Origin of the sequence: Rhodococcoides corynebacterioides NBRC 14404 (genome assembly GCF_001894765.1) — a bacterium.
GTDB classification, from domain to species: Bacteria; Actinomycetota; Actinomycetes; order Mycobacteriales; family Mycobacteriaceae; genus Rhodococcoides; species Rhodococcoides corynebacterioides.
On record NZ_BCWV01000002.1, the window covers coordinates 62228 to 83599 of the forward strand.

The window sequence follows — 21372 nt, forward strand, 5'->3', positions numbered from 1 at the left end:
TCGGAGGGCTTCAGCCGCCCGACATCGTGTTGCGCGACATCGTGTTGCCGGGGCTGTCGCCCGATACCGCGTGCAACTCGAGGTCGACGTCCTCCACGCCGGGCGTGGCGGACAGTGCGCGACGAATCTGCTCGGTCTCGGCGTCGGAGCGCGTGGCGCCGCGGACGGTGACGCGACCGTCCCCCGTCGTGCTGATCCCGAGATCGAGCATTTGGGGCCGCTTGCCCTCGACGGCGGGACGAACTGCCCTTCTCGGACCGCGCGAACACGGCGTTCACTTGGTCCAGTGGGTGACCGCCCGCCGGTCCTGTCGGGCCGTCACACTTCTTCGTCGAAGGAGTCGCCATGTCCACGACAACTCGCTCGCGCAGCAACGAGATCCCTACTGCCGCAGCCCTTCGTCAGCATTTCGAGATGGTCGCAGAACGGCCGTTCACTCGTGTGGCCGATGCCGTTCTGATCTTGGCCGGCTTGTACGTCGCAGCGTCGCCGTGGATCGTGGGGTTCTCGTCCCGGGCTCCGCTCGCCGTCGTCGACCTGATCGCGGGCACCGGGGTCGCCTTGATCGCGTTCATTCTGGCGGCCGACTACGCCCGGAGCCGGTCGATGGCGTTCGTCGCGCCCGTTCTCGGCGTGTGGATCGTCGTGTCCCCGTGGTTGGTGAACGGTGCCGACGTCGACGCGTCCATCGTGTGGTCGCACGCCGCGGGTGGGGCGGTCACAGCTGTGGCAGGGGCTGCGTTGGCGCTGGCGGCGACCGGCCGTTGAGCGTCCCGGCGCAGCCACGGCGGCAGAGGGAGGCGACGAGTCGATGCGCCACCGTGACACCGTGGTCGGCGTCGACGGCTCGATGCACTGCCTCCACGCCGTCCAGTGGGCTGCGCGGGACGCCGCTCTCCACGACAGTGACCTGGTTCTGGTGAACGCCGGAAAGCCGTCTCCGCTCGACGCCTCCGACCCTGCCTCGATCCTCTCGAGAGCTGCACACGTGGCGCGGTCCAGCCTCGGGCCGGGACAGCACGTGAATGTCAGAACGCACCACGCACGCGGGTCGCCGGCCGCAGCTCTGCTGCTGTTGGTGCCGTATCCGCGGATTCTCGTCGTCGGTTCTTCGGGCGGTCGCGATCCCCGCAGAAGGGTCGCGAACGTCGTGGCAGCGCACGCGAGGTATCCCGTGGCCGTGGTGCCGACGCCGGCGAGTCGGCCGACGTCTGCGGTTCGGCGGGCGGTCGTGCTCGAGGTCGACGATTCGTCGTCGGCGTGCGGCGCCGTCGTCTTCGCGTTCGACGAGGCCGAGCGGCGACGTCTACCGCTGACGGCGGTGACCGCGCCGGCCGTCGAGAGCGTGGTCGACGAGGGCTGTCGCATCGACGAGGAGCGCTGTCGGATCCATCTCGACGCGCGTCTCCAGCGTCGCCTGTCAGCGATCGAAGACCGGTGTCCGGACGTCGTCGTTCATCGTGTGATCGGTGAGTCCCTCTCGGCGTCGTTCGTTCTGGACCTGGCACGAGAGGCCGAGTTCGTCGTGGTCGGCCGTGGGGACGACGGCTCCGGTCGCCTCGATCCGGCCCAGAGATCGCTTCTGCGCGAAGCGCCCTGTCCTACCGTCGTGGTTCCGGAGCGCTGACGTGCACAGCGCCGTGGTCACCGGTGAGACCGGTACCGATGCCGCGGGAGGTCACCGATGAGCACCGTGGTCACCTTGACGCTCAATCCCTCGATCGACGTTCACACCTCGGTGTCGGATGTGATCCATACCGAGAAAATGCGATGCAGCACTCCACGTTTCGATCCAGGCGGGGGTGGCGTCAACGTCGCGCGGGCGCTGGTGTCGCTGGGAACCGAGGCAACCGCGATCGTGACGGCGGGCGGCTGGACCGGTTCGATGTTGGTCGACCGCCTCCGTGCGTCCGGTCCTACGGTCGTCTCGGTGCCCGTCGGCGGCTCGACGCGCGAGAACACCACCGTCGTCGAACGACGGACGAGCCGACAGTTCCGATTCGTGATGCCCGGTCCGCGGCTGTCGGCCGGTGAGGAAGCCGAGTGTCTGGCGGTGTTCGAGAACAGCCTTCCCTCCGGCGGTTCCGCCGTGATCAGCGGCAGCATGCCACCCGGATTCTCTCGTTCCTTCCTCGCGCGCGCGGCCGCCGCGGCAGCGCGCCGATCGTGCCGTCTCGTCGTCGACACGTCCGGACCGGCCCTGGCATCGGTGACGAATGCGTTCCTGATCAAGCCGAGTCTCCGAGAACTGCGCGACGTGGCCTGCTCGGCACTCCCCGATCGAGCGTCGCGTGTCGCGGCTGCGCGTGATCTCGTTCGCGCGCACACCGCGGAGGTCGTCGTCATTTCCCTCGGAGCGCGAGGCGCACTGGTGGTGACCGCGGACGCCGCCGTCGACGTCCCGGGCGTACCCGTCTCGGGCATCGGGGGACTCGGAGCGGGTGACAACATGGTCGCGGCGATCGTTCATGCTCTCGACGCGGGTGCCGGCCTGATCGACGCGGTTCGTCTGGGAGTGGCCGCCGGTGCGGCTGCCACGCTCACACCGGGTTCGGACCCGTGCCGACGATCCGACGTCGATCGTCTGCGGCGACCGACGGGTCCGTCCTGAGTCGGGGATCGCCGACACCGTCTGCGGCCGTGGTCGATCGACGCACCGCAATGAAGTGCACGCCGAGTGCCGCTGGCCGTCGACACGGTGAGGGCGCCATCGCCGTACGTCGGCGGCGATGGCGCCCCGTGCATCAGTCGGTGCCGCTCGCCGCAGCCGCACCGGCGTTGCTCGAGGTGGACGTCGGCGGTGCGGAGTCGCCGAGTACCGCAGCGCTGGCGGGCGCCGACCGTACGGTGATGTGCTTGCCCGGATTCGCCGGTTCCCGTGCCGGCATGCGAATCTCCAGGATGCCGTCGCGATACGTCGCCTCGATGGCGTCCTTGTCGACGTCTCGGGGGAGGCGAACGGACCGGTAGAACTTCCCGTACCGGAATTCGGACCTGGCACCGTCCTCCGTGGTTCCGATGCGTTCGGCTCTGATGACCACCCGGTCGTCGTGAACGGTGACGTCGAAACCCGAGTCCGGGTCGACACCGGGTACCTCTGCTCGGAGAAGGTAGGCCCCGTCCTGACGGCGGTCCTCGACTCGGATCGGGTGACTGTGGTCGGGCAGCCACGGAGCGAAATCGTCGATGCGGTGCAGAAGTTGGCCGAAATCGTCGAGGATCTCGGCCGGGAACTTGGGTGACGCGGTGCGGAGTGGGTTCAGAACGCTCATGTGTGCTCCCTGGCTCGGTGTGACATGTCGTCGTGACAGGTCGATGTAACCCCGAACCTCCAGTGGCCAGAAGGGTTCAACGGGCATCCTCCACAGGTCCCGTGTCCGTCGTCCTCCGTGCACTTCGTCGTCGTTCTCCGATGACTTTCGGCCCTTTGAGTGTCGAGGCGACGTCGGCAGGGTGAGCCGTGCACCGACAACCGAACGGTCGGAACGCGTCGGGCAGTGAGGGGTCACGATGGAATCGATGGTGGAGGGTCGGACACGAGATCGCGGTGAACCGGACCCGCTCGTGCGGTACGAGGGGGTCCGGTCACAGCAGCCCGGTGGCCCGATCACGAGGGTGCTCGTCGTCACCGCGAGCAGGCGCGGTGCCACACGGGCACTGGGAGACAGGTCGGGGTCCCGTATCGGGGCGGGCATGGAGCACAGAGGCGGGTCCGCGCAGGTCGACGTCGTCGACGTCCGCGATGCCGGCTCTCCGGCCGAGTACGACGCCGTGGTGGTCGGAAGTGCGGTGTATCTCGGCCGTTGGCTCCTCGTGCGCGTTCATGGGTGAGGACCCACGCGCGCGATCTGACGACACGGCCGGTGTTCATGTTCTCGAGCGGTCCGGTCGGTGGGTCGACGACTGCACCGACGCCGCTGTCGACGAGCTCGTTGTGGGTGGTGGAACACAAGGCGTTCGCCGGCACGTTCGACCCCAGCGCGATGACGACGATCGAGCGTTTCGTCGTTCGGGTCGTTCGACCCCGGAACATGCAGACGCCGACCGACGATCAGGTCGACGGGTGGGCGACCCGAATCTGCGATTACCTCGACGTCGCGGTGCCACAGCCGAGTCCTCGTCGCGGTCTCCACGTCGACCGGACGTGAAGGCCGTTGCACCGGGAGCCTGGTGCGTCCGCCGACGCCGACCCTGAGATGTCATCGAAACAGGGCAATTGTCGGATTACAGGCATTCGCCGTAAATACGGCCTAAGGTGTCATGGTCCGGGGGGTCGGAAGGCGGTTTCACCCATGTTCTTGGCAGGGAATGCAGGCGAATTTTCAGGTTGTCTCGGAGTCGAGCGATGAGGCCCCGCGAGGATGTCGCCGGTACGGGGCAGTTCGGAGACCGGGAGCAAACTCGAGGTCTGCTGGCCGCCATGCTGTCGGTGACCTCGGACCTCGATCTCGACGTCACGCTGCGGACGATCGTCGAGAGCGCCGTCGATCTGGTCGGCGCCCGCTACGGGGCGCTCGGAGTCCGCGGACCCGGACGGGATCTGATCGAATTCATTCATCACGGAATGGATCCCGACACCGCCCGCGAAATCGGACGGTTGCCCAGCGGTCGAGGCGTGCTCGGACAACTCATCGACGACCCACGCCTTCTGAGACTCGACCGGCTCGCCGACCACCCGGCATCGGTCGGATTCCCCGACCACCACCCGGATATGACCACGTTCCTCGGTGTCCCCATAGAGGTCCGTCAGACGGTGTTCGGCAATCTGTATCTGACCGAGAAGAAAAACGGACAGCTCTTCACCGAAGAAGACGAGACGATCGTTCGGGCGTTGGCCTCGGCGGCCGGTATCGCCATCGAGAATGCGCGGCTCTTCGAGCAATCGCGAGCAAGGCTGACCTGGATTCAGGCCACCTCCGACATCGGAACCGAGCTGCTGTCGGGGGCACGGACCGACGAGGTTCTCGCGCTGGTGGCGCGTCGAGCATTGGACCTGAGCGGAGCGTCGTCCGCGTTCATCCTCGTCCCGGAGGACGCCGACGTCCCGCCCACCGAGGTGAAGACGTTGATAGTCACCACCGCCGCCGGACACGAGACTCCCGCTGCGGTCGGGACGGGGGTTTCGGTGGACGGTTCCGTCGCCGGTCTCGCATTCACCGCCGGCGTGTCGGTGATGCGCGATCGTTACGACTTCGAGGGCCCGGGACCGATCGGTCGACTCGGGCCGGTGTTGGCGGCGCCACTGCGGGCGGGGGACACGGTGACCGATGTGCTGGTCGCACTGCGTGCCGAGGGGGCGGCGCCGTTCACCGGGGACGATCTGACCTTGATCTCCGGTTTCGCCGACCAGGCGGCGTTGGCGCTGCGCCTCGCGGAATCGACCAGGCAGTCCAACGAGTTGCGCGTGCTGTCCGACCGGGATCGCATCGCCCGGGACCTGCACGATCATGTGATTCAACGGATCTTCGCCGCCGGCCTGTCCCTCCAGGGCATTCTGGCGCGGGTCCGCTCCGACGACGTTCGACAGCGGCTCAACACGGTCGTCGACGACTTGCAGGAGGTCGTGCGGGACATCCGCACCACGGTGTTCGACCTGCACCATGCGTCGACGACCCGCCTACGCCAGAGAATCGACGAGGCGATCGACCAGCTCACCGAAACCGACAGCGTCCTCACCGTGGTGCACACGTCCGGAGCGTTGTCGGTGGTCGACACCGTGCTCGCCGACCATACGGTCGCGGTGGTCCGAGAACTGACGAGCAATGCCGTCCGGCATGCGAAGGCCACCACCATCTCGGTGACCGTCACCGTGGACGACGTACTCACAGTGCAGGTCGACGACGACGGGGTCGGACTGTCCCTGGATCTCACGACGAGCGGCCTGGCCAACATCGGGGTTCGCGCCGACGAATACGGGGGGGGGACCTCGTCGTGGGTCCCGGCAGCGGAGCCGGCACCTCGGTGCGGTGGCGAGTTCCGCTGCCCTGATCGGCCCCGCCACCGGTCGCGCAGTGCGCCACCGCCACCGCGTCGGGCGGGTAGCAGCTACGGTGCCGCGATCGCGCCGTCCCACAGAGCGGCGGCACGGTCGAGCACGTCCGGGACGCGACCGGTGGTGTCCAGCACCGAGGCGCCGGGTAGCGGCGGCGCGGTCGGGTCCACGGAGACCCGGCTGCGTGCTCGCTCGGCCGCGACGGCGGCATACATCTCGGTCGTGGCATCCGACGGACCGCCTCGCCGCTGCTCGATCCGAGCGAGAGCGACGGAGTCCGGAGCTCGGCATTCGAGGTGGAGCAGACGACTGTGCGTGCACTCGGCGATCATCGAGGCTCTCGACAGGTGAACGGGGTCGGTGAACGTGGCATCGAGAACCACCGAGACACCGTGCGCGAGCAAGCGGCGCGCCCGGCGCAGCATCTCGGCGTAGGTGTGCCCCGTGCAGCTGGGAGTGTGGAGACCCGTGTACAAACCCGCCGTCATGGAGACGGTGGGATCGGTACCGGCGATCTCCCTGCGCACGATGTCCGAGGAGATGACGACTCCGCCGATTCGTGCCGCCAGCCCCCGCGCCACCGTCGATTTCCCGGTTCCGGGCACACCGCTGACGAGGGCGAGACCCACCGCCCCACGGCGCAAGTGATCGAGAGCGAGCGCGGTGTGCGCGCGGACGTCCGCCACCGCGTCCTGTGCTCCCCGGCCCGCGGCAGTGCAGGCGGCGGCGGCACGAGTGAGGGATCGATAGGCGATGTAGTGGTGCACCAATGACTCCGGCGCATCGTCCTGCGCGGCCGATCGGTACGCCGACACCAGATGCGCGGCCAGATCGGGTCTGTCATGGAACCGGAGATCCATTGCCAAGCAGGCGATGTCGTCGATGCCGTCGAGGTGGCGCAAGGAGTCGTCCGCGTCGAGGCAATCGAGGATACGGGGTCCGTCCGGCAGGCAGAAGATGTCGTCGGCGATCAGGTCGCCGTGACCGTCGACGATACGGTCGTTCGAGAGACGATGGTCGAACAGCGCCCCGCGCCCCGCGAGATAGGTCCGCACCCGGGCGTCGATGAAAAGGAGATCGTCCTCGCTCAGGACATTTCCGGCGGCGGAGGCGATGGACCGGAGGCGGTCTCGCCAGCGTCGGGCCAACGCATCTCGAGTCCCGGCGGAGTCGATGGTGTCGCCGAAGGGACCGTCGGCATGCACTGCTGCCATCAGTTCTGCGATGCGGTCGATGTGATGGTGCAGATCGGCGCCGGACTCGGCCAGCGTGGACAGCCGGGTGTGCGAGGGCATGCGCCGCATCGCCACCAGGGGTTCGCCCATGCCGCCGTCGAGATCGGACAGTTCTGCCACTCCCTCGTAGACATCGGGCGCGAACCGCGTGTTCAGCGTGACCTCGCGAGTGCAGGCTGCCCACCGGGCCGATCTCGTGGACAGATCGAGGAACGGTGTGCGCACCGGCTTCTTCATCTTGTAGACGCGGTCACCGAGTGCCATCACGTAGGCCGAGAGCGACTCGTGCATCTCCCCCCGCATCGGCGACGGAGGTGGGCCGGGAGGTGTCGTGGACTGGGTGGCGCGCGTTTCGACGATCACGGACATCGGTGACTCCCTGGTGAATCCGGCGTGGACGCATGGCGCCCTCGACGCTAGGAGTGATCGGCGGGCGACACCGCCGCCGAAGGTCCCCTCTCGGCGGGACCCGGGTCACCTGATGACCGACCGCGGTCACCCGGCGATTCGGCGGTTCGTCGACCCCTCGCCGACCCATGAACGACCCGCGGCGACGTCCTTGATCGCCCTGGCGAGGTCCATTCCGACGATGTTCTTGACCAGGTATCCGCGTGCGCCGGCCCGAACCGCGTCGAGCATTGCTCGATCGTCGATGAACGAGGTCAGCATCAAGCACGCGACCTCCGGGACGGCAACGCGGAGTTCGCGGCACAAGTCGATTCCGTTGCCGTCGGGAAGGCGCACGTCGAGTACGGCCACGTCGGGTGCGGCCACCGGGATTCTCGAGAGTGCCTGCGCGACGCTGCCGGCTTCACCGACCACCGTCAGGTCGGGATCGGCGTCGATGAGGTCGACGAGCCCACGCCTCACGCTCTCGCAGTCGTCGACAAGGAATACCGTCGTCACCGGTGCCTCCTCGAATGGGCGATCGTCGTTCCCCGGGTATTCGACTCCACCGGCATCCGAGGATGACTGTCCGCGTCCGTCGGGAAGTGCCCTCGGCGCCGGGCCCGCGCCTCTCGGACGGGTGATGGCGGGCAGCTCCGGCGGCCACGTGTCCAGTGAGGATGGGCCCGTCACCGCCGGGCGACCACCACCTTGATCGCACCACTGTCGCGTCCGGACACGGTCTCGTACGCGTCGTCGAATCGGTCCATGGAGTAGCGATGAGTGATCAAGGCGGTGGGGTCCAGACGCCCACGCGAGAGCAGCCTCGTGAGAGCGGGAACGGACGAGGTGTCGACCAGGCCCGCGGTGATCGTCAGATTGCGGTTCCAGATGCCCTCGAGGTGCAGCAGGGCTGGGGCGCTGTGGACGCCGATGGCGGCGACGTGTCCACCGGGGCGCACGATCTTCACCGCCGTCTCGAACGCGTCGGGGACTCCCACCGCCTCCATGGCCACGTCCGCTCCTAGCCCACCGGTGAGGTCGCGCACGAGATCCAGGACGTTCTCGGTGTGGCTGTTCACCAGAACGTGGGCGCCCATCGACGCAGCGGCGTCGAGCCGACCCTGCTCGAGGTCGACGGCGATGATCAGGCTGGGGGACAGCAGCGCCGAGGTCATGACCGCGGCGAGGCCGAGGGGTCCGGCCCCGACGACGACGACCACGTCGCCGGGGCGAACGTTCCCACCGAGCACGCCGGCCTCGTAGCCCGCGGGAACGATGTCGGCGAGCATCAGCATTCGATCGTCGTCCAGATGCTCGGGAATCGGGTGGGTGGAGTGATCGGCGAACGGGACACGGACGCGCTCCGCCTGAGTTCCGTCGATCTCCTGCCCGAGGATCGTTCCGCCACCGCCGGAGCACTGCCCGTACCGGCGCTCCCGACAGGAGCGGCAGGACCCGCAGGAGGTGATGCACGAGACGAGGACCCGGTCGCCGACCGCCGTACGGGTGAGGGCGCTTCCGGCGTCGAGCACGGTCCCGACCGCCTCGTGCCCGAGCACCCGACCGGGCGACACGGCGGGGACGTCACCACGGAGGATGCGGAGATCGGTCTCGCAGATGGTCGCGGCGTCGACGCGGACCACGGCGTCGGTGGCTTCCCGGAGGACCGGGTCGGGGATCTCGTCCCACGACACCCGACCTCGGCCGCGAAAGACCATCGCTCGCATGGTCAGTGGTGTGCATCTCGACGTGCGGTGGACCGGCCGGTGGGAACGATCACGACCGTGACACGGGCCCGGTGGATCACCGTCCGGCTGGTGGACCCGAGGAGTAACGCCGAGAACCCGCCGCGACCGCGGCTCCCGGTGACGATCATCAGCGCGTCCTGTGCTTCACGGATCAGCTCGCGTGCAGGATTGTCGTGGACGACGACGCGGCGGACGTGAACCCCGGGGTGCGACTCCCGGTATCCGGCGAGACATTCCGCAAGGGTGGCTTCTTCGGCGACCTGGAGGTTGTCCGGGCTGGGAAAGGCATGTGTGAGGGCGGCGACGGCGCTGACATCGGCATCGCTCCACGCGTGAACGGCGACCACGTCGGTGTCTCGGCGAGAGGCCTCGTCGAAGGCCCACCGCACCGCAGGCTCGGAATTGGCCGTACCGTCCACGCCCACCACGATCGGCCCGATCGTGGCCGGCCGGTCGGCGGCTGGGGCCTTCTTGACGATCACCACGGGGCACTGCGCGTGAGCGGCGAGCGGGGTCCCGACGGATCCGAGGACCGCGCCGGTGAACTCGCCGAGTCCACGCGATCCCACCACCACCATGTCGGCGTCGGCCGAGTGCTGGATCAGGACGTCGGCCGCGGAGCCGTGCCCCAGAATCGTGTCCACCGTCAGCGGTGCGCCCGCCGCGGTGTCGCGAGCCAATTCCGCGGCGACGGCGAGACAGCGTCGGGTGTGACGCTCCTGCTCACCGAAAATCCCCGTTCGGAGGTTGATCCCGTCGGCGAAGGTGCCGGGCGAGAGCAGTGCCGCGGACACGATGTGCAGAGGGCGGTGCCGTCGAATCGCCTCGTCGGCGGCCCACCGCACGGCGTCCGACGCGGCGAACGAACCATCGATGCCGACGACTATCGGTGTCCGGGTCACGGTCGCTCCTGGCGATCACCCTCGACAACAGCCGTCATCGCTCGCCTCTGCGATGCCGTGGGGTCGAGTCGCGTGCGTCGATGCGGCCGTCTTTGCTGATCGGGTCGGCCGCGAGCACCGGCGAAGGGGGACATCTCCCGCCATCCGACAACGGCGAAGGCGACTCCACCGGCGAACCAGAGAGTGCCCACCCACGCGCCGCGGAAGAGCAGAACGTGCATCAGCGCCCACGCCGAGGTCAAGACGCCGGCGGTGAACGCGGTCGGCCCGACAGTGCGGCGATTCCTCGCGGCCCGCATGGCGAGCACGGCCATCGGAACGACCGTGACGACGAAGCACGCTACCGCTGCGAACACCGGACCGACCTCCGGGAGCAGGAGTTGCTCGAACACCGGGTGCGTCGACGCCGTTGCCCGTCCGACGGCCAGGGTGCCCGCGCCGATGCACACCCCGGCGGCCGACACAGCGACGACCGCGCGTTGCGTCGGAACGCTCGTACGACGACGGTCCGATGGTGCGGATGCGCGTGGTGGCGAATTCATGGATGACATCGTGGTCGCCTCCCGTTCCGGTGGCGAGGGACCTCGGTCCCGATATCGGCACCCGCAAGACCCTGGTCGCGGACCGAGCAGCACCGGGATTCTGGCGGCACGACGACACCGTCGAGTAGGGACTCGGGTCGATCGAGGTCGATCGGTGCGGAAGGGGGGTACGCGTATGAGAGGGACACCGAGCCCGCGCGGGGCGTGGTCGGGCGGCCCGCTGCAGGCGCAACTGAAGGCGGTCGCCGAGGCCGCCGACGAGCTCATGCGTCGGCAGGGAGTCGGACGGTGGAGTGAACTGGTGTCCTCCGCGGAGTTCGCGCGTCGGTCGGCTCGGCGCCGACGACTCGACGGCGGTCGATCGCGTTGACCTTGGACGCGCGGTCCCGCGACCTTCTGCTCTGCCTCGGGCACGGGAGTCAGCGAACAGTCGACGACGCGTACCGCGAGCGCAGTACGGACCGCAGCCCCGAGGAGCGAACCATGAGCACATCTGCTGTCGTCGTCGGCGTCGACGGCTCCTCCTCGACACGTGCCGCGGTGCGGTGGGCCGCCGACGCGGCACTCTCGAGGCACGCGCCGTTGCTGATCGTCTCGGCGGCTCTCCTGACGCCCGGAACGTTCACCGACGGAATCAACCTGAGAGTGGGCGTCTTCGGCGAGCAGCGGAGCGAGGCCCACCGAGCGTTGGACTCCGCCGTCGCCGTCGCGCGTGAGTCCACGAGCGGCCGAAGCCTGGACGTGCACACGGCGTTCGAACACGGTGCCGCGGCAGAGGTTCTCGTCGGTTACTCGGACCACGCACAGCTGGTCGTGGTGGGGTCTCGCCGACTCGGCGAAATCTCCGGTGTGATGTATGGATCCGTCGGCGTCCACGTCGCCGCGCACGCCAGATGCCCGGTCGTGATCGTCAAGACGTCGTCGCCGGACGGTCCGAGTCCGGACGGACCCATCGTCGTCGGTGTCGACGGCTCGTCCGCGTCCGAGGCGGCAATCCGATGGGCCTTCGACGAATCGTCGCGTCGATCCACCGATCTGGTCGCCGTCCACGCCTGGACCGACGTCGATGCCGGCGCCGCGGCGGTCAGGAGCGGCGCTTACCCGAGTGACGACAATCTGAGTCGGGCGGAGGACAGCGTTCTGGCGGAGAGTCTCGCGGGATTCTCCGAGCACTACCCGGATGTTCACGTCCGGCGGGAGGTCTTCCGCGACAACCCCGTTCGTGAACTACTGCGTGAGTCGGCGGACGCGCAGATGGTTGTCACCGGGACCCGTGGACGAGGCGGCTTCACGGCGCTGATGCTCGGTTCGACGAGTCGCGCTCTCATTCATCGTGCCGCGGTGCCCGTCGTCGTCGTCCCACCCCACCGTTCGACCAGCCGTCCCTGAGAGGAGAGATGCTGTGCAGGCCCTACCCGACGACGTGGTGTGGCGATCCATCGATCAGCTGCCCTCGCTGATCGGGTACTGGGATGCGAGCTTGCGCAACGTCTTCGCCAATCGCGTCTACACCGACTATTTCGGGCTGGAGCCGGATGCAATCCGCGGGATGTACCTCGAGGACGTCCTCGGTGCCGCGATGTTCGCGCTCGACCTGCCGTACGTGACCGGTGCGCTGGAGGGGCGTAGTCAGCTGTTCGATCGCACCCTGATCGACGCGCGGGGCACGACGCGTCACACTCGAGCCACCTTTGTGCCCGACATCGTTGCCGGTGCAGTCGTGGGCTTCACCGTGCTCGTGGTCGACGTGAGTGCACGGGTGGAGGCCGAGCGAGAACGTGACCGCGCTGTCGATCTGTTCAGGGTGGCGATGGAGAACGCTCCGATCGGCAATGCGATGTTGACCACCGACGGTCGGTGGCTCGTCACCAATCGTGCTCTCTGCGAGATCACCGGGTACACCTCCGAGGAACTGCGCGAGATGACGTTTCGGGACATCACCCACCCCGACGATCTCGCCGCCGGCGATGCTGCACTCCAGGCTCTTCTCGACGGAGCAGCCGAACGCATCGCGTCCGACAAGCGGTACATCCGCAAGGACGGGTCCGTCGTCTGGGTGCAGCGTGACGTCACCCTCGTCCGTGATCCGGACCACGGTGACGTCGTCGTTGCCCAGATTCAGGACATCTCCGAGCGTCGTAGCGCGCAGGAAGCCCTTGCGCGTCAGGTCGTCACCGACGACCTGACGGGTTCGGGGAATCGTCGCCGACTCATGAACGAGCTGTCCGGACGGGGTCGCGACAACGTGGGATTGCTCTATCTCGACATCGACGACTTCAAGTCCATCAACGACACTCACGGCCACGAGGTCGGCGACGAGATCCTGCGCGGTGTGGCTCGGCGCCTGGTGGACCACACCCGCGACGCCGACGTCGTCTGTCGTATCGGGGGCGACGAATTCGTCGTCCTGGTCCGTGACGCACGGTCGGTGTGCTCACTACGACACTGCGCGAACCGGATCGCCGACCATGTTCGCGGGTGGTACGACGTCGGTGGTGTCGGTGTCGACGTCAGCATCAGCGTCGGAACCAGTTGGGGGCGTGCCCGCGGGCAGCTGCTGATCGACGCCGACCATGCCATGTACCGGGACAAGCGCGGTCGTGGGAGCGCGCTTCATCGCGCTCGAGCCAGCGGATCGAGTGTGCGGTCGAGGGCGTGATGCGGTGCGTCCGAACATCCCGCACTTCCGGCACATCCGGCGCGGTCCGACCCGGGTTGTGCGTCACTGTCGTCGATGACTTAGGGCACTGTGCCGCCGTCCCGTCGACCGGGCACGGTGGTCGGACGACGGAAGGAGTCGACGACCATGAAAAGTGGTGCCGTCACGGTGCGAGTGGGATCCGGTGCGGTGCGGCGATTGTGGCGGTGTGCACCCTGGTCCCGCAACCCACTGATGCGTCGATCCGACCGCGTCCACGGCGTCACTGTCATCGTGGCGGTGGTGTGACTGATCTCGATCGTGCCTGTCGCCGGAGCGGTCGGTACGACGCTCTACGCGGCGGCTGTCGACCGTTCCGCTCGCGACGCTGCGGTCGGCCACCGCAGCGAGGCTGTTCTCGTAGCGGACAGCCGACCCGACCCGGGGCCGAATCGCGCGGCGACGGCGACGCCTGCCGTCTGGATCCATGCGGGTGTGGAGCATCGCGGTCACGTCCGGGCGCCGGAGGATGCGGTGCGCGGAGATCGGGTGGCCATCTGGGTTTCCGACACCGGCGACATCGTTCGTGCGCCGAAGACGGGTATCGAGGCCGCCGTCGAGGCGGTTGCAGCGGCCATCGGAATCTGTTGGGCGGGAATATTCTTCCCGACCGCGGTGATCGGTGTCCTGCGGTACGTCGCAGACGTGCACCACTCGCGCTCGGTGGATCTGGAGTGGCGGGCGCTGTCCAGGACCTGACAGATCCTTCGTCGACGAACGACCGAGACCACTCGACAACCGGTCAGCAGGATGCGGACCGGCTCTCACTGATGCGGAACAGGAGATCGCTATGACGACACAGCATTCACGGACGGTGGTCGTCGGCATCGACGGCTCGACGGCTGCACTGCACGCCGTGGAATGGGCTGCCGCCGAAGCGGTGGCCCGCACAGCGGTGCTGCGCATCGTGCACGTGGCGCCGGACCACCCCGCGGATCCGGTGTTCGGCGCCCCCGATCTCGACCGGGACTACGGAGAATCCGTGCTCCTCGACGCCGCAGCCGTCGTCGTCGATCAGCCGGACTGTCCCGTCATCGAGCCGGTCTACAGAACCGGCGAGGTGAGCGCGGTACTCGAAGCCGAAGCCCGCACTGCCGACCTGGTGGTCGTCGGTTCCACCGGCGTGGGCGCTCTGGGCGAGCTCCTCGTCGGTTCCACCGCGGCGACACTCGCCTCGTCGTCGACGGCCAGCGTCGCGATCGTCTGTACGCCGCGGCACCCGTCGCCTACCCCCGATTCCCGCTCGACGGTCGTGGCGGTGATGACCGGACCCGTCGACCGATGGGAGCACGTGATGGACACAGCCCGACGCGAGGCCGCATTCCGACGCAGCCGGGTCGTGGCCGTTCTGCCGGGGGGCATCGACGACGGTACGAATTCGGCCGCACGAGAAGCGCTCCTGCAAAAGTGGGTGGAGGCCGACCCATCGGTGCAGATCCGGGTCGTTGCGCGGCCGGGTGTGCTGGCGGATCGGGTCGTCGTGGAGTGTCGCCGTGCACGACTGGTGGTGATCGGCTCCGGCGACCACGACCGAGCCGATCGGGCCGCCGACCGTGTCACGCACGCTCTGCTCAGGCGCGCGACGTGTCCGGTCTTGGTGGTGCGTCGCGCGCACGTCGCCACTCCGATCGACATCGAAGAACCCGCGGAGGCGTCGCACCGGGCGTCTGCGCACGGGTGAGGTGATCGGGTCGACCACTGCCCGACGTCGACGATCAGCGGCCGATGTCGCGCCTGCAGAACAGGGCGACACCGATCGTCGTCAGGAACGCGGCCACGGCCAGGCCGACGGCCATCGACGGGACATTCGTCGACTCGAGCGGAACCTGCGGAAGATGGTCGAACGGCGACGCGACGGTCGACCAGTCCGGGAGGCGGAACGAGTCCCCGAAGACCGTCGCGATCGCCGAGTAGGCGAACAGCGTCCAGGCCGCCGCCGCAGCCCATGTGCGTGAGGCGCCGACCGCCAGCACCGCCGCCGCCACGAGGATCGAGACCGCAGGCAGGTACGACAGCGCCGCGGCCACGGTGGCCGGGAGCCTCGACGCATCGCCGCGGACCCACCCGTACGCCAGGCCCTCGCCGAGTCCTCCCGCAGCGAGCACCGCGGCACTTCCGCCGAATGCGACCGCCGCGGCCGCACCGAGACTCCGGGCTCTGCCGGAGGGGGCGGTGAGTACCACGTCGACGAGGCCGTCCCGTTCCTCGTGTGCGGAGCGCAGGACGCTGACGACGCCATGAGCGGACGCGAGCACCGCGAGGAGGGTGAGGGTCGTGGCGAGGTAGGCGTCGGTGGCCGATTCCGCGCCGCGCGGCAGGAAATCCGCGATGTCGGGATTGTCGGCGAGGAACTCGTCGATGCTGTCGGCGAAGGATCCGTAGGCGGCGCCGAGAGCGAAGACCGTGGCCGCCCAGGCGAGGACGAGTCCACGGCGTAGTCGTATCGCGAGTCCGAGAGGGGACTTCAGTGACGACGCTGCGGACGTGCGGCCTCGCCGGTGCGCGATCACTCCGCTACCGAGGTCGCGCCGACCGGCGAGGGTGACCGCCACCGCGACGAGTGCGGCCCCGAGCAGCATCGGGAGGGCGAGCGGCCACCAGCGATCCGACACGAACGGGAGGGTCTGTTGGCCCCACCCGATGGGGGACGCGAAGGACACCCCGTTTCCTGTGACGTCACCGACGGCTCGAAGGGCGTATGCGAGGAGCACACCGGCGACGACGATGCCGCGAGCTCCCGCTGCGGTGTCGACCAGTTGCACAGCCACTGCCGTCAGAGCGGCGAAGACGACGCCGACACCCACGACGGACGCGGCGAGCAGAATCGAGCCGGCCCACGGCAGTCCGGTGACGACGGCGGCGACGAGGACCGCGGCGGCCACTGCGGCCGACGCGACCGCGGCGCATGCCAGGGCCGTACCGAGGGCGGCGTGTCGCCCAGCGGGCATGGACGTCAGAAGCTCGGCGCGACCGGTCTCCTCCTCCACACGGGTGGCGCGTGTCACCACGAACATCGTCATGAGCGCGACGGCGACGGCGACGTAGGAGTAGATCTCGAACACCACCTCGCCCCCGATGCTGTCCAGCAACTCAGGGGGTCCGCTCGAGGCGACGACGGCAGCGTTGCCGCCCATCGTTCGGCGCAGGCCGGCCAAGGCCTCGGGTCCGTACAACGATTGGCTTCCCCATGACTGGTAGCCGACCAGCGTCCCGATCGTGAGCGCCCACAGCAGAATCGACACCGCTTGGCGCTGCAGCTGGAACCGCAGCATTGCGCCCGCGCCGGCGTACGGCCGACGCGTTCGCGCCCCGAGTGTCGTCACCGGCGACCACCCGTCGTGGCGGCCTCGCCGCCGGGTGAGGCGTAGTGCTCGAGAAACATGTCCTCGAGAGTGGGCGGGGAGCTGGTCAGGCTGCGCACTCCGTGATCGGCCAGCACGCGCATCACGGTGTCGAGAGCGGAGGTGGCGACGGTGAATCGCACCCGCCGACCGGAGACGACGACCCCACGGATCCCGGGGATCCGGGACAACCCGCCGACCGGGGACGCGGTTTCGACAGTGATGGTGGTCTCGGTGTTCCGGCGCAGGTCCGCCAGGCTGCCCGAGTCGATGGTGCGACCGTCCCGAATGATGGTGACCCGGTCGCACAAGGCCTCCACCTCGCTCAGGATGTGGCTGGAGAGCAGTACCGTTCTCCCGTCGGTCGTCTCCCCGATGCAGGAGCGGAACCGGGCTTCCATGAGCGGGTCGAGCCCCGCCGTCGGTTCGTCGAGAACGAGGAGCTCGGCGGACGAGGACAGCGCGGCGACGAGTGCGACCTTCTGTCGGTTGCCCTTCGAGTAGGCCCGCGCACGTGTGCCGAGGTCGAGTTCGAACCTCTCGACGAGGTCCGCGCGACGGCGTGGGTTCGCGGTGCCTCGCAGCCGGTCGAGGAGATCCAGGATCTCGCCGCCGGTCAGACCCGGCCACAGCAAGACGTCGCCGGGAACGTACGCAACACGTCGATGGAGTTCGACGGCGTCGCGCCACGGGTCTCCGCCGAGCAGGCGAACGCGGCCCTCGTCGGCTCGAACCAGACCGAGGAGGATACGCAGGGTGGTGCTCTTGCCGGCGCCGTTGGGTCCGAGGAATCCGTGCACCTCACCGGTACGCACCGTCAGGTCCAGACCGTCCAGGGCCACTGCCCGGCCGAACTTCTTGCGCAGACCCGTCACCTCGACGGCGTTCATCGCGTTCGCTCCTCAGATGGCTGTGGTGCTACTACTCGGAACTGTCACGACGGGGAGGTGAGCGCGGTGGATGACCGCGCGGCTCGTCGACCCGAGCAGCAGTGCGCCGAACCCACCACGACCGCGGGTACCCGTGACGATCATCCGAGCACCGTGTGCAGCGCGGACCAGTTCCCGAGCGGGGTTGTCTCGCACGACGACTCGTCGCACCCGCACGTTCGGATAGTCTTCCTGGAAACCGGCCAGGCTCTCGGCCATGGCGGCCTCTTCGTCCACCCGGGTGTCCAGGGGGCTCGGATATGCCTCGAGCAGAGCGCTGACAGTAGCGAGGTCCGCGTGGCTCCAGGCATGGACGGCAACGATGTCGGTGTCGCGCCGCGCCGCTTCGTCGAAGGCCCACCTGATGGCGACCGTGGTTCCGAGGGACCCGGCGAGAGCGCTGGTGAACCCCCCCGTGGCCGCGGGATCCGACGACCACCATGAGCGCCGACGCGGACCGTTCCGTCAATGCTGCTGCCGCGGGACCGTAGACGAATTCGGTTCGCGCCGAGAGCGGCGCCGGGGCTGCGCACCGGAGCGCGTGGTCCATCGCCGTCGCCAGAGCGTGCCTGGTCTCGTTCTCCCGCGCGCCGAACACGATCGCCCGTCGGTCGATGCTGTGGACGAAGCTGTCGGGAGTGAGCAGAGCGGCCGAGACGATGTGCAGTGCAACATGCCGGGACACCGCTTCCGCGGTTGCCCAACGAACCGCGTCCAGAGCCGAGGGTGATCCGTCGATCCCGACGACTATCGGTGGTGCGGGCACGGCGATCTCCTCGGACGTGCGGCGACGAGACTCTGTCGTCGGATCACCGGTCGGACGACACGACCACCTTCAACGCACCGGATTCCTCGGCGTGCGCGAACACGTCGTACGCGAGATCGAACTCCGACATCGCGAAGTGGTGGGTGACCACCGCCGACGGATCGAGTTTGCCGCCCTCGACGAGTGCGATCAGTGTCGGGGTCGAGAACGTGTCGACCAGTCCGGTGGTGATGGTGACGTCTCTCGACCAGATCGCTTCGAGATGGAGGACCGCGGGTCGGCCGTGTACGCCGATGTTGGCGATGTGCCCACCGGGACGGACCGTCGTCACCGCCTGCTCGAACGTTTCGGGAACACCGACCGCCTCGATCGCGACATCGGCGCCCAGTCCGCCGGTGAGCGAGGAGACCACGTCGACGACGTCGTCCGAGGTCGGATCGACGACGACGTCGGCGCCGATCTTCGATGCGGCAGCGAGGCGGCTCCCCACGGTGTCGACCACGACGATGCACAGTGGAGAGTAGAGCGAGGCAGTCATGACGGACGCGAGGCCGATCGGGCCCGCCCCGATGACCACCACGGTGTCACCCGGTCGGACACGGCCGTTGAGCACACCGACCTCGTGGCTGGTGGGGACGATGTCGGCCAGCATGAGCATCTGCTCGTCGCTGACGCCCGGTGGAATGCGATGAGTCGAGCGGTCCGCGAACGGGACGCGGACGATCTCAGCTTGTGTGCCGTCGACGGTGTGCCCGAGCAGCCAGCCGCCGCCGCCGACGCACTGGCCGTACCGGCCTTCCCGGCAGAACCGACACGATCCGCACGCCGAGATGCACGACATGAGGACCCGGTCACCGACCTTCACTTGTCCTACACTGCTGCCGATCTCGATCACCGTGCCGACCGCTTCGTGGCCGAGTACCCGGCCTTCGTCGACCTCGGGGACGTCACCGTGAAGAATGTGCAGGTCCGTGCCGCAGATGGTGACGGAATCGATCTGCACCAGGGCATCGGTGGGGTCGAGAATCGTCGGGTCGGGTACCTCGTCCCAGGACCGTCGGCCGGGGCCGTGAAAGACCATCGCGTGCATGGCAGTTCCCTTCTCGTCGTCGACCGCGTCGCGACATCGCCGTCAGGTCGGACCACCGTAAGCGCGCGCTGAGGGCGATCCGAAGGGTCGGACGAACGACAGGGCCGGGCCGGAAGTCCCTCTCGAGGCCCCGCGTGTCGCGATGCGAGGACGAAGGTCCCTCGAACAGCTGGTGTTGTACCGCATTCCGTTGCGCAGCAGAAGCGTTCGATTGCAGCAATCGACGGCGGCTGTTGTTCGGCGGGCCGCGCGTCGCGGGCGGAGAAGGTGGTGAGATGGGTACGACGTTGGTGGCGTACGCGACGATGCGCGGCTCGACCCGCGGGGTCGCGGAACGGCTCGCGTCGCGGCTCGACGCCGGGGGCGTGGCGGTCACGCTGGTGCAGTTGGTGGATCTCACCGACGTGGGAGCTCACCGGGATCTGGTCCTCGGCTCCGCGATCCACTCCGGTGAATGGCTGAGCGATGCGACGCACGCGCTGGTCCGCATCGCTCCGTCTCGACGGGCAGACGAATCTGGACGTTCTCCGTCGCGACCATCGGTGAGACGAGCTCGCTCCTGCCTCGCACACTGTCGCGGTACCTCTCACGTCGCCGGCCGGAACCGACCGACGTCGTACGGTTGCGGGACAGCGCGGCCACCGTCGTCGATCACCGGTACTTCGCCGGGGTCGTCGCACCCGGAGACTGGCCCGGTCTCGGGCGCATCGCATTTCGAGTCATGGGCGGACGGTACGGGGACGGACGCGACTGGTCGGACATCGATCGGTGGGCCGATTCCATCGGGCGGGAGTGCGGGGACGAGACCGAGTTCGGGCGACATCCATGAGCTCGCCACGCTCGACACATGCGTTTCGCTCTCGGCGCCACAGCTCGGAGGAAGACAGGGGGCAAGGGGACCGTACGGACCTCGGCGTGGACCCACGGGCTGCCGTCGCCGGACTGCTCGAGGAGCTTCGGTCCGGCCCGACCGGATTGTCCGACGTCGAAGCCGAGCGGCGGCGGATCGTGTTTGGCCCCAACACGATCGAGCGCCGTCGCGGGGAGGGGTGGCCGCGACGACTCGTTCGACAGACGACCCATCCGCTGGCTCTGTTGCTGTGGATCGCGGCGGCACTCGCGTGGGTGAGTGGAACTCGTCCCGGGTGACGTCGTGATTCTGGACGAGGGCGACGCGGTGCCGGCGGACGCACGTCTGATCGACGGATCGGTGGACGTCGACATGTCGGCCCTGACAGGGGAATCCGCACCGGGGCGCCGAGAAGCGTCGTCGGCCGACGCGGTGCGTGGGGCTCTGATCACGGCTACCGACATCGTGTTCGGTGGTACGACGGTGTTCGCTGGTCACGCCACCGCCGTGGTCTTCGCCACGGGAATGCACACGGAGCTCGGCCGCATCGCAGCGCTGTCGCAGCGCATCACTCGGGAGAGCAGTCCTCTCGAGCAACAGGTGAAGCGGGTCGCGTGGCTCATCGCTCTCGTGGCGGCGATTCTGGGTCTCGCGTTCATCCCACTCGGGTCGCTCCTCGCGGGTCTGTCTCTGAAGGACTCGGTCACCTTCGCGATCGGGCTACTCGTCGCGAACGTACCCGAGGGCCTCCTCCCCACCATCACCCTCGCACTCGCCATGGGGGTTCGACTTCTGGCCCGCAGCGGTGCCGTCGTGAAAAACTGTCCGCAGTGGAGACGCTGGGGTCGACAACGGTGATCTGCACCGACAAGACCGGTCATGTCTCTAC

21 protein-coding genes and 4 pseudogenes are annotated in these 21372 nt (G+C 68.4%); 13 read left to right on the top strand and 12 right to left on the bottom strand.

The window, feature by feature from the left end; all coding sequences use genetic code 11:
- Positions 1-10: 10 nt before the first annotated feature.
- Positions 11-211, bottom strand: coding sequence for a hypothetical protein (locus RC2_RS01545; RefSeq protein WP_068148268.1), 201 nt, complete (start codon positions 209-211; stop codon positions 11-13).
- Positions 212-345: 134 nt separating this feature from the next.
- On the opposite strand from RC2_RS01545, the gene RC2_RS01550 reads away from it, so the two are divergent.
- Genes RC2_RS01550 through RC2_RS01560 form a run of 3 tightly spaced genes read left to right on the top strand, consistent with a single transcriptional unit; the run spans position 346 to position 2611 of the window.
- Positions 346-768 carry an SPW repeat protein gene (locus tag RC2_RS01550; protein ID WP_068148263.1) on the top strand — a complete coding sequence of 141 codons (423 nt, stop codon included), beginning with the start codon at positions 346-348 and terminating at the stop codon, positions 766-768.
- A gap of 43 nt (positions 769-811) precedes the next feature.
- Entirely contained in the window at positions 812-1627 is an 816-nt protein-coding gene (locus RC2_RS01555; RefSeq protein ID WP_068148260.1) for a universal stress protein, read from the top strand.
- A gap of 57 nt (positions 1628-1684) precedes the next feature.
- On the top strand, positions 1685-2611 hold the full coding sequence (locus RC2_RS01560; protein ID WP_068148256.1) for a 1-phosphofructokinase family hexose kinase: 927 nt from the start codon (positions 1685-1687) through the stop codon (positions 2609-2611).
- A gap of 133 nt (positions 2612-2744) precedes the next feature.
- On the opposite strand, the gene RC2_RS18815 is transcribed toward RC2_RS01560, so the two are convergent.
- Positions 2745-3272 carry an Hsp20/alpha crystallin family protein gene (locus RC2_RS18815; RefSeq protein WP_068148253.1) on the bottom strand — a complete coding sequence of 176 codons (528 nt, stop codon included), beginning with the start codon at positions 3270-3272 and terminating at the stop codon, positions 2745-2747.
- Between the two features lie 421 nt (positions 3273-3693).
- On the opposite strand from RC2_RS18815, the gene RC2_RS18820 reads away from it, so the two are divergent.
- Together RC2_RS18820 and RC2_RS19125 are read left to right on the top strand one after the other, a co-directional pair.
- A complete protein-coding gene (locus tag RC2_RS18820; protein ID WP_156509738.1) occupies positions 3694-3831 on the top strand; it encodes an NADPH-dependent FMN reductase family protein in 138 nt (45 codons plus the stop codon).
- Between the two features lie 589 nt (positions 3832-4420).
- Positions 4421-5806, top strand: a pseudogene (locus tag RC2_RS19125) (sensor histidine kinase); the annotation flags it as partial.
- 239 nt (positions 5807-6045) lie between these two features.
- Here RC2_RS19125 and RC2_RS19130 read toward each other — a convergent pair.
- The 5 genes and pseudogenes from RC2_RS19130 to RC2_RS01605 all read right to left on the bottom strand — a co-directional run bounded on the left by RC2_RS19130 (position 6046) and on the right by RC2_RS01605 (position 10731).
- Positions 6046-7596 carry a bifunctional aminoglycoside phosphotransferase/ATP-binding protein gene (locus RC2_RS19130; RefSeq protein ID WP_082895496.1) on the bottom strand — a complete coding sequence of 517 codons (1551 nt, stop codon included), beginning with the start codon at positions 7594-7596 and terminating at the stop codon, positions 6046-6048.
- A gap of 168 nt (positions 7597-7764) precedes the next feature.
- A pseudogene (locus tag RC2_RS01590) lies at positions 7765-8133 on the bottom strand (response regulator); the annotation flags it as partial.
- Positions 8134-8303: 170 nt separating this feature from the next.
- The gene (locus tag RC2_RS01595) at positions 8304-9344 is read right to left on the bottom strand and encodes an alcohol dehydrogenase catalytic domain-containing protein (RefSeq protein WP_068148234.1); all 1041 of its coding nucleotides are present in this window, start codon (positions 9342-9344) and stop codon (positions 8304-8306) included.
- A gap of 2 nt (positions 9345-9346) precedes the next feature.
- Positions 9347-10267: a universal stress protein gene (locus tag RC2_RS01600; RefSeq protein WP_068148231.1), complete on the bottom strand. Its 921-nt coding sequence runs from the start codon at positions 10265-10267 to the stop codon at positions 9347-9349.
- Positions 10264-10731: a hypothetical protein gene (locus RC2_RS01605; protein ID WP_068148230.1), complete on the bottom strand. Its 468-nt coding sequence runs from the start codon at positions 10729-10731 to the stop codon at positions 10264-10266. The genes RC2_RS01600 and RC2_RS01605 overlap by 4 nt, the downstream gene beginning before the upstream one ends.
- Before the next feature lie 47 nt (positions 10732-10778).
- Between RC2_RS01605 and RC2_RS18825 the strand changes: the two genes are divergently transcribed.
- The 6 genes from RC2_RS18825 (at position 10779) to RC2_RS01635 (ending at position 15188) form a co-directional block, all read left to right on the top strand.
- Positions 10779-10937, top strand: coding sequence for a hypothetical protein (locus RC2_RS18825; protein ID WP_156509736.1), 159 nt, complete (start codon positions 10779-10781; stop codon positions 10935-10937).
- 47 nt (positions 10938-10984) lie between these two features.
- Positions 10985-11179 (top strand): hypothetical protein, encoded by a 195-nt coding sequence (locus tag RC2_RS01610; protein ID WP_068148227.1) that lies wholly within the window; start codon positions 10985-10987, stop codon positions 11177-11179.
- Between the two features lie 113 nt (positions 11180-11292).
- Positions 11293-12198: a universal stress protein gene (locus RC2_RS01615; RefSeq protein ID WP_068148391.1), complete on the top strand. Its 906-nt coding sequence runs from the start codon at positions 11293-11295 to the stop codon at positions 12196-12198.
- 13 nt (positions 12199-12211) lie between these two features.
- Positions 12212-13468, top strand: a complete 1257-nt coding sequence (locus RC2_RS01620; RefSeq protein ID WP_068148223.1) for a GGDEF domain-containing protein — start codon at positions 12212-12214, stop codon at positions 13466-13468.
- Between the two features lie 300 nt (positions 13469-13768).
- The gene (locus tag RC2_RS18570; protein ID WP_068148215.1) at positions 13769-14206 is read left to right on the top strand and encodes a hypothetical protein; all 438 of its coding nucleotides are present in this window, start codon (positions 13769-13771) and stop codon (positions 14204-14206) included.
- 91 nt (positions 14207-14297) lie between these two features.
- Positions 14298-15188, top strand: coding sequence for a universal stress protein (locus RC2_RS01635; protein WP_082895493.1), 891 nt, complete (start codon positions 14298-14300; stop codon positions 15186-15188).
- Between the two features lie 34 nt (positions 15189-15222).
- Here RC2_RS01635 and RC2_RS01640 read toward each other — a convergent pair whose 3' ends face one another.
- From RC2_RS01640 to RC2_RS01660, 5 genes and pseudogenes are all read right to left on the bottom strand, one after another.
- On the bottom strand, positions 15223-16830 hold the full coding sequence (locus RC2_RS01640) for an ABC transporter permease (protein ID WP_068148210.1): 1608 nt from the start codon (positions 16828-16830) through the stop codon (positions 15223-15225).
- Positions 16827-17738 carry an ABC transporter ATP-binding protein gene (locus tag RC2_RS01645; RefSeq protein WP_068148207.1) on the bottom strand — a complete coding sequence of 304 codons (912 nt, stop codon included), beginning with the start codon at positions 17736-17738 and terminating at the stop codon, positions 16827-16829. The genes RC2_RS01640 and RC2_RS01645 overlap by 4 nt, the downstream gene beginning before the upstream one ends.
- A gap of 12 nt (positions 17739-17750) precedes the next feature.
- Positions 17751-18158, bottom strand: a pseudogene (locus RC2_RS19365) (universal stress protein); the annotation flags it as partial.
- A 34-nt stretch (positions 18159-18192) separates the two neighbouring features.
- Positions 18193-18543 (bottom strand): annotated as a pseudogene (locus tag RC2_RS19370) (universal stress protein); the annotation flags it as partial.
- Between the two features lie 43 nt (positions 18544-18586).
- Positions 18587-19633, bottom strand: coding sequence for an alcohol dehydrogenase catalytic domain-containing protein (locus RC2_RS01660; RefSeq protein ID WP_068148202.1), 1047 nt, complete (start codon positions 19631-19633; stop codon positions 18587-18589).
- A gap of 825 nt (positions 19634-20458) precedes the next feature.
- Here RC2_RS01660 and RC2_RS19140 point away from each other — a divergent pair.
- Together RC2_RS19140 and RC2_RS19145 are read left to right on the top strand one after the other, a co-directional pair.
- Positions 20459-20782: a cation-transporting P-type ATPase gene (locus tag RC2_RS19140; protein WP_245810918.1), complete on the top strand. Its 324-nt coding sequence runs from the start codon at positions 20459-20461 to the stop codon at positions 20780-20782.
- On the top strand, positions 20763-21341 hold the full coding sequence (locus RC2_RS19145) for a P-type ATPase actuator domain-containing protein (protein ID WP_068148196.1): 579 nt from the start codon (positions 20763-20765) through the stop codon (positions 21339-21341). Before RC2_RS19140 ends, RC2_RS19145 begins: the two co-directional genes overlap by 20 nt.
- Positions 21342-21372 lie beyond the last annotated feature (31 nt).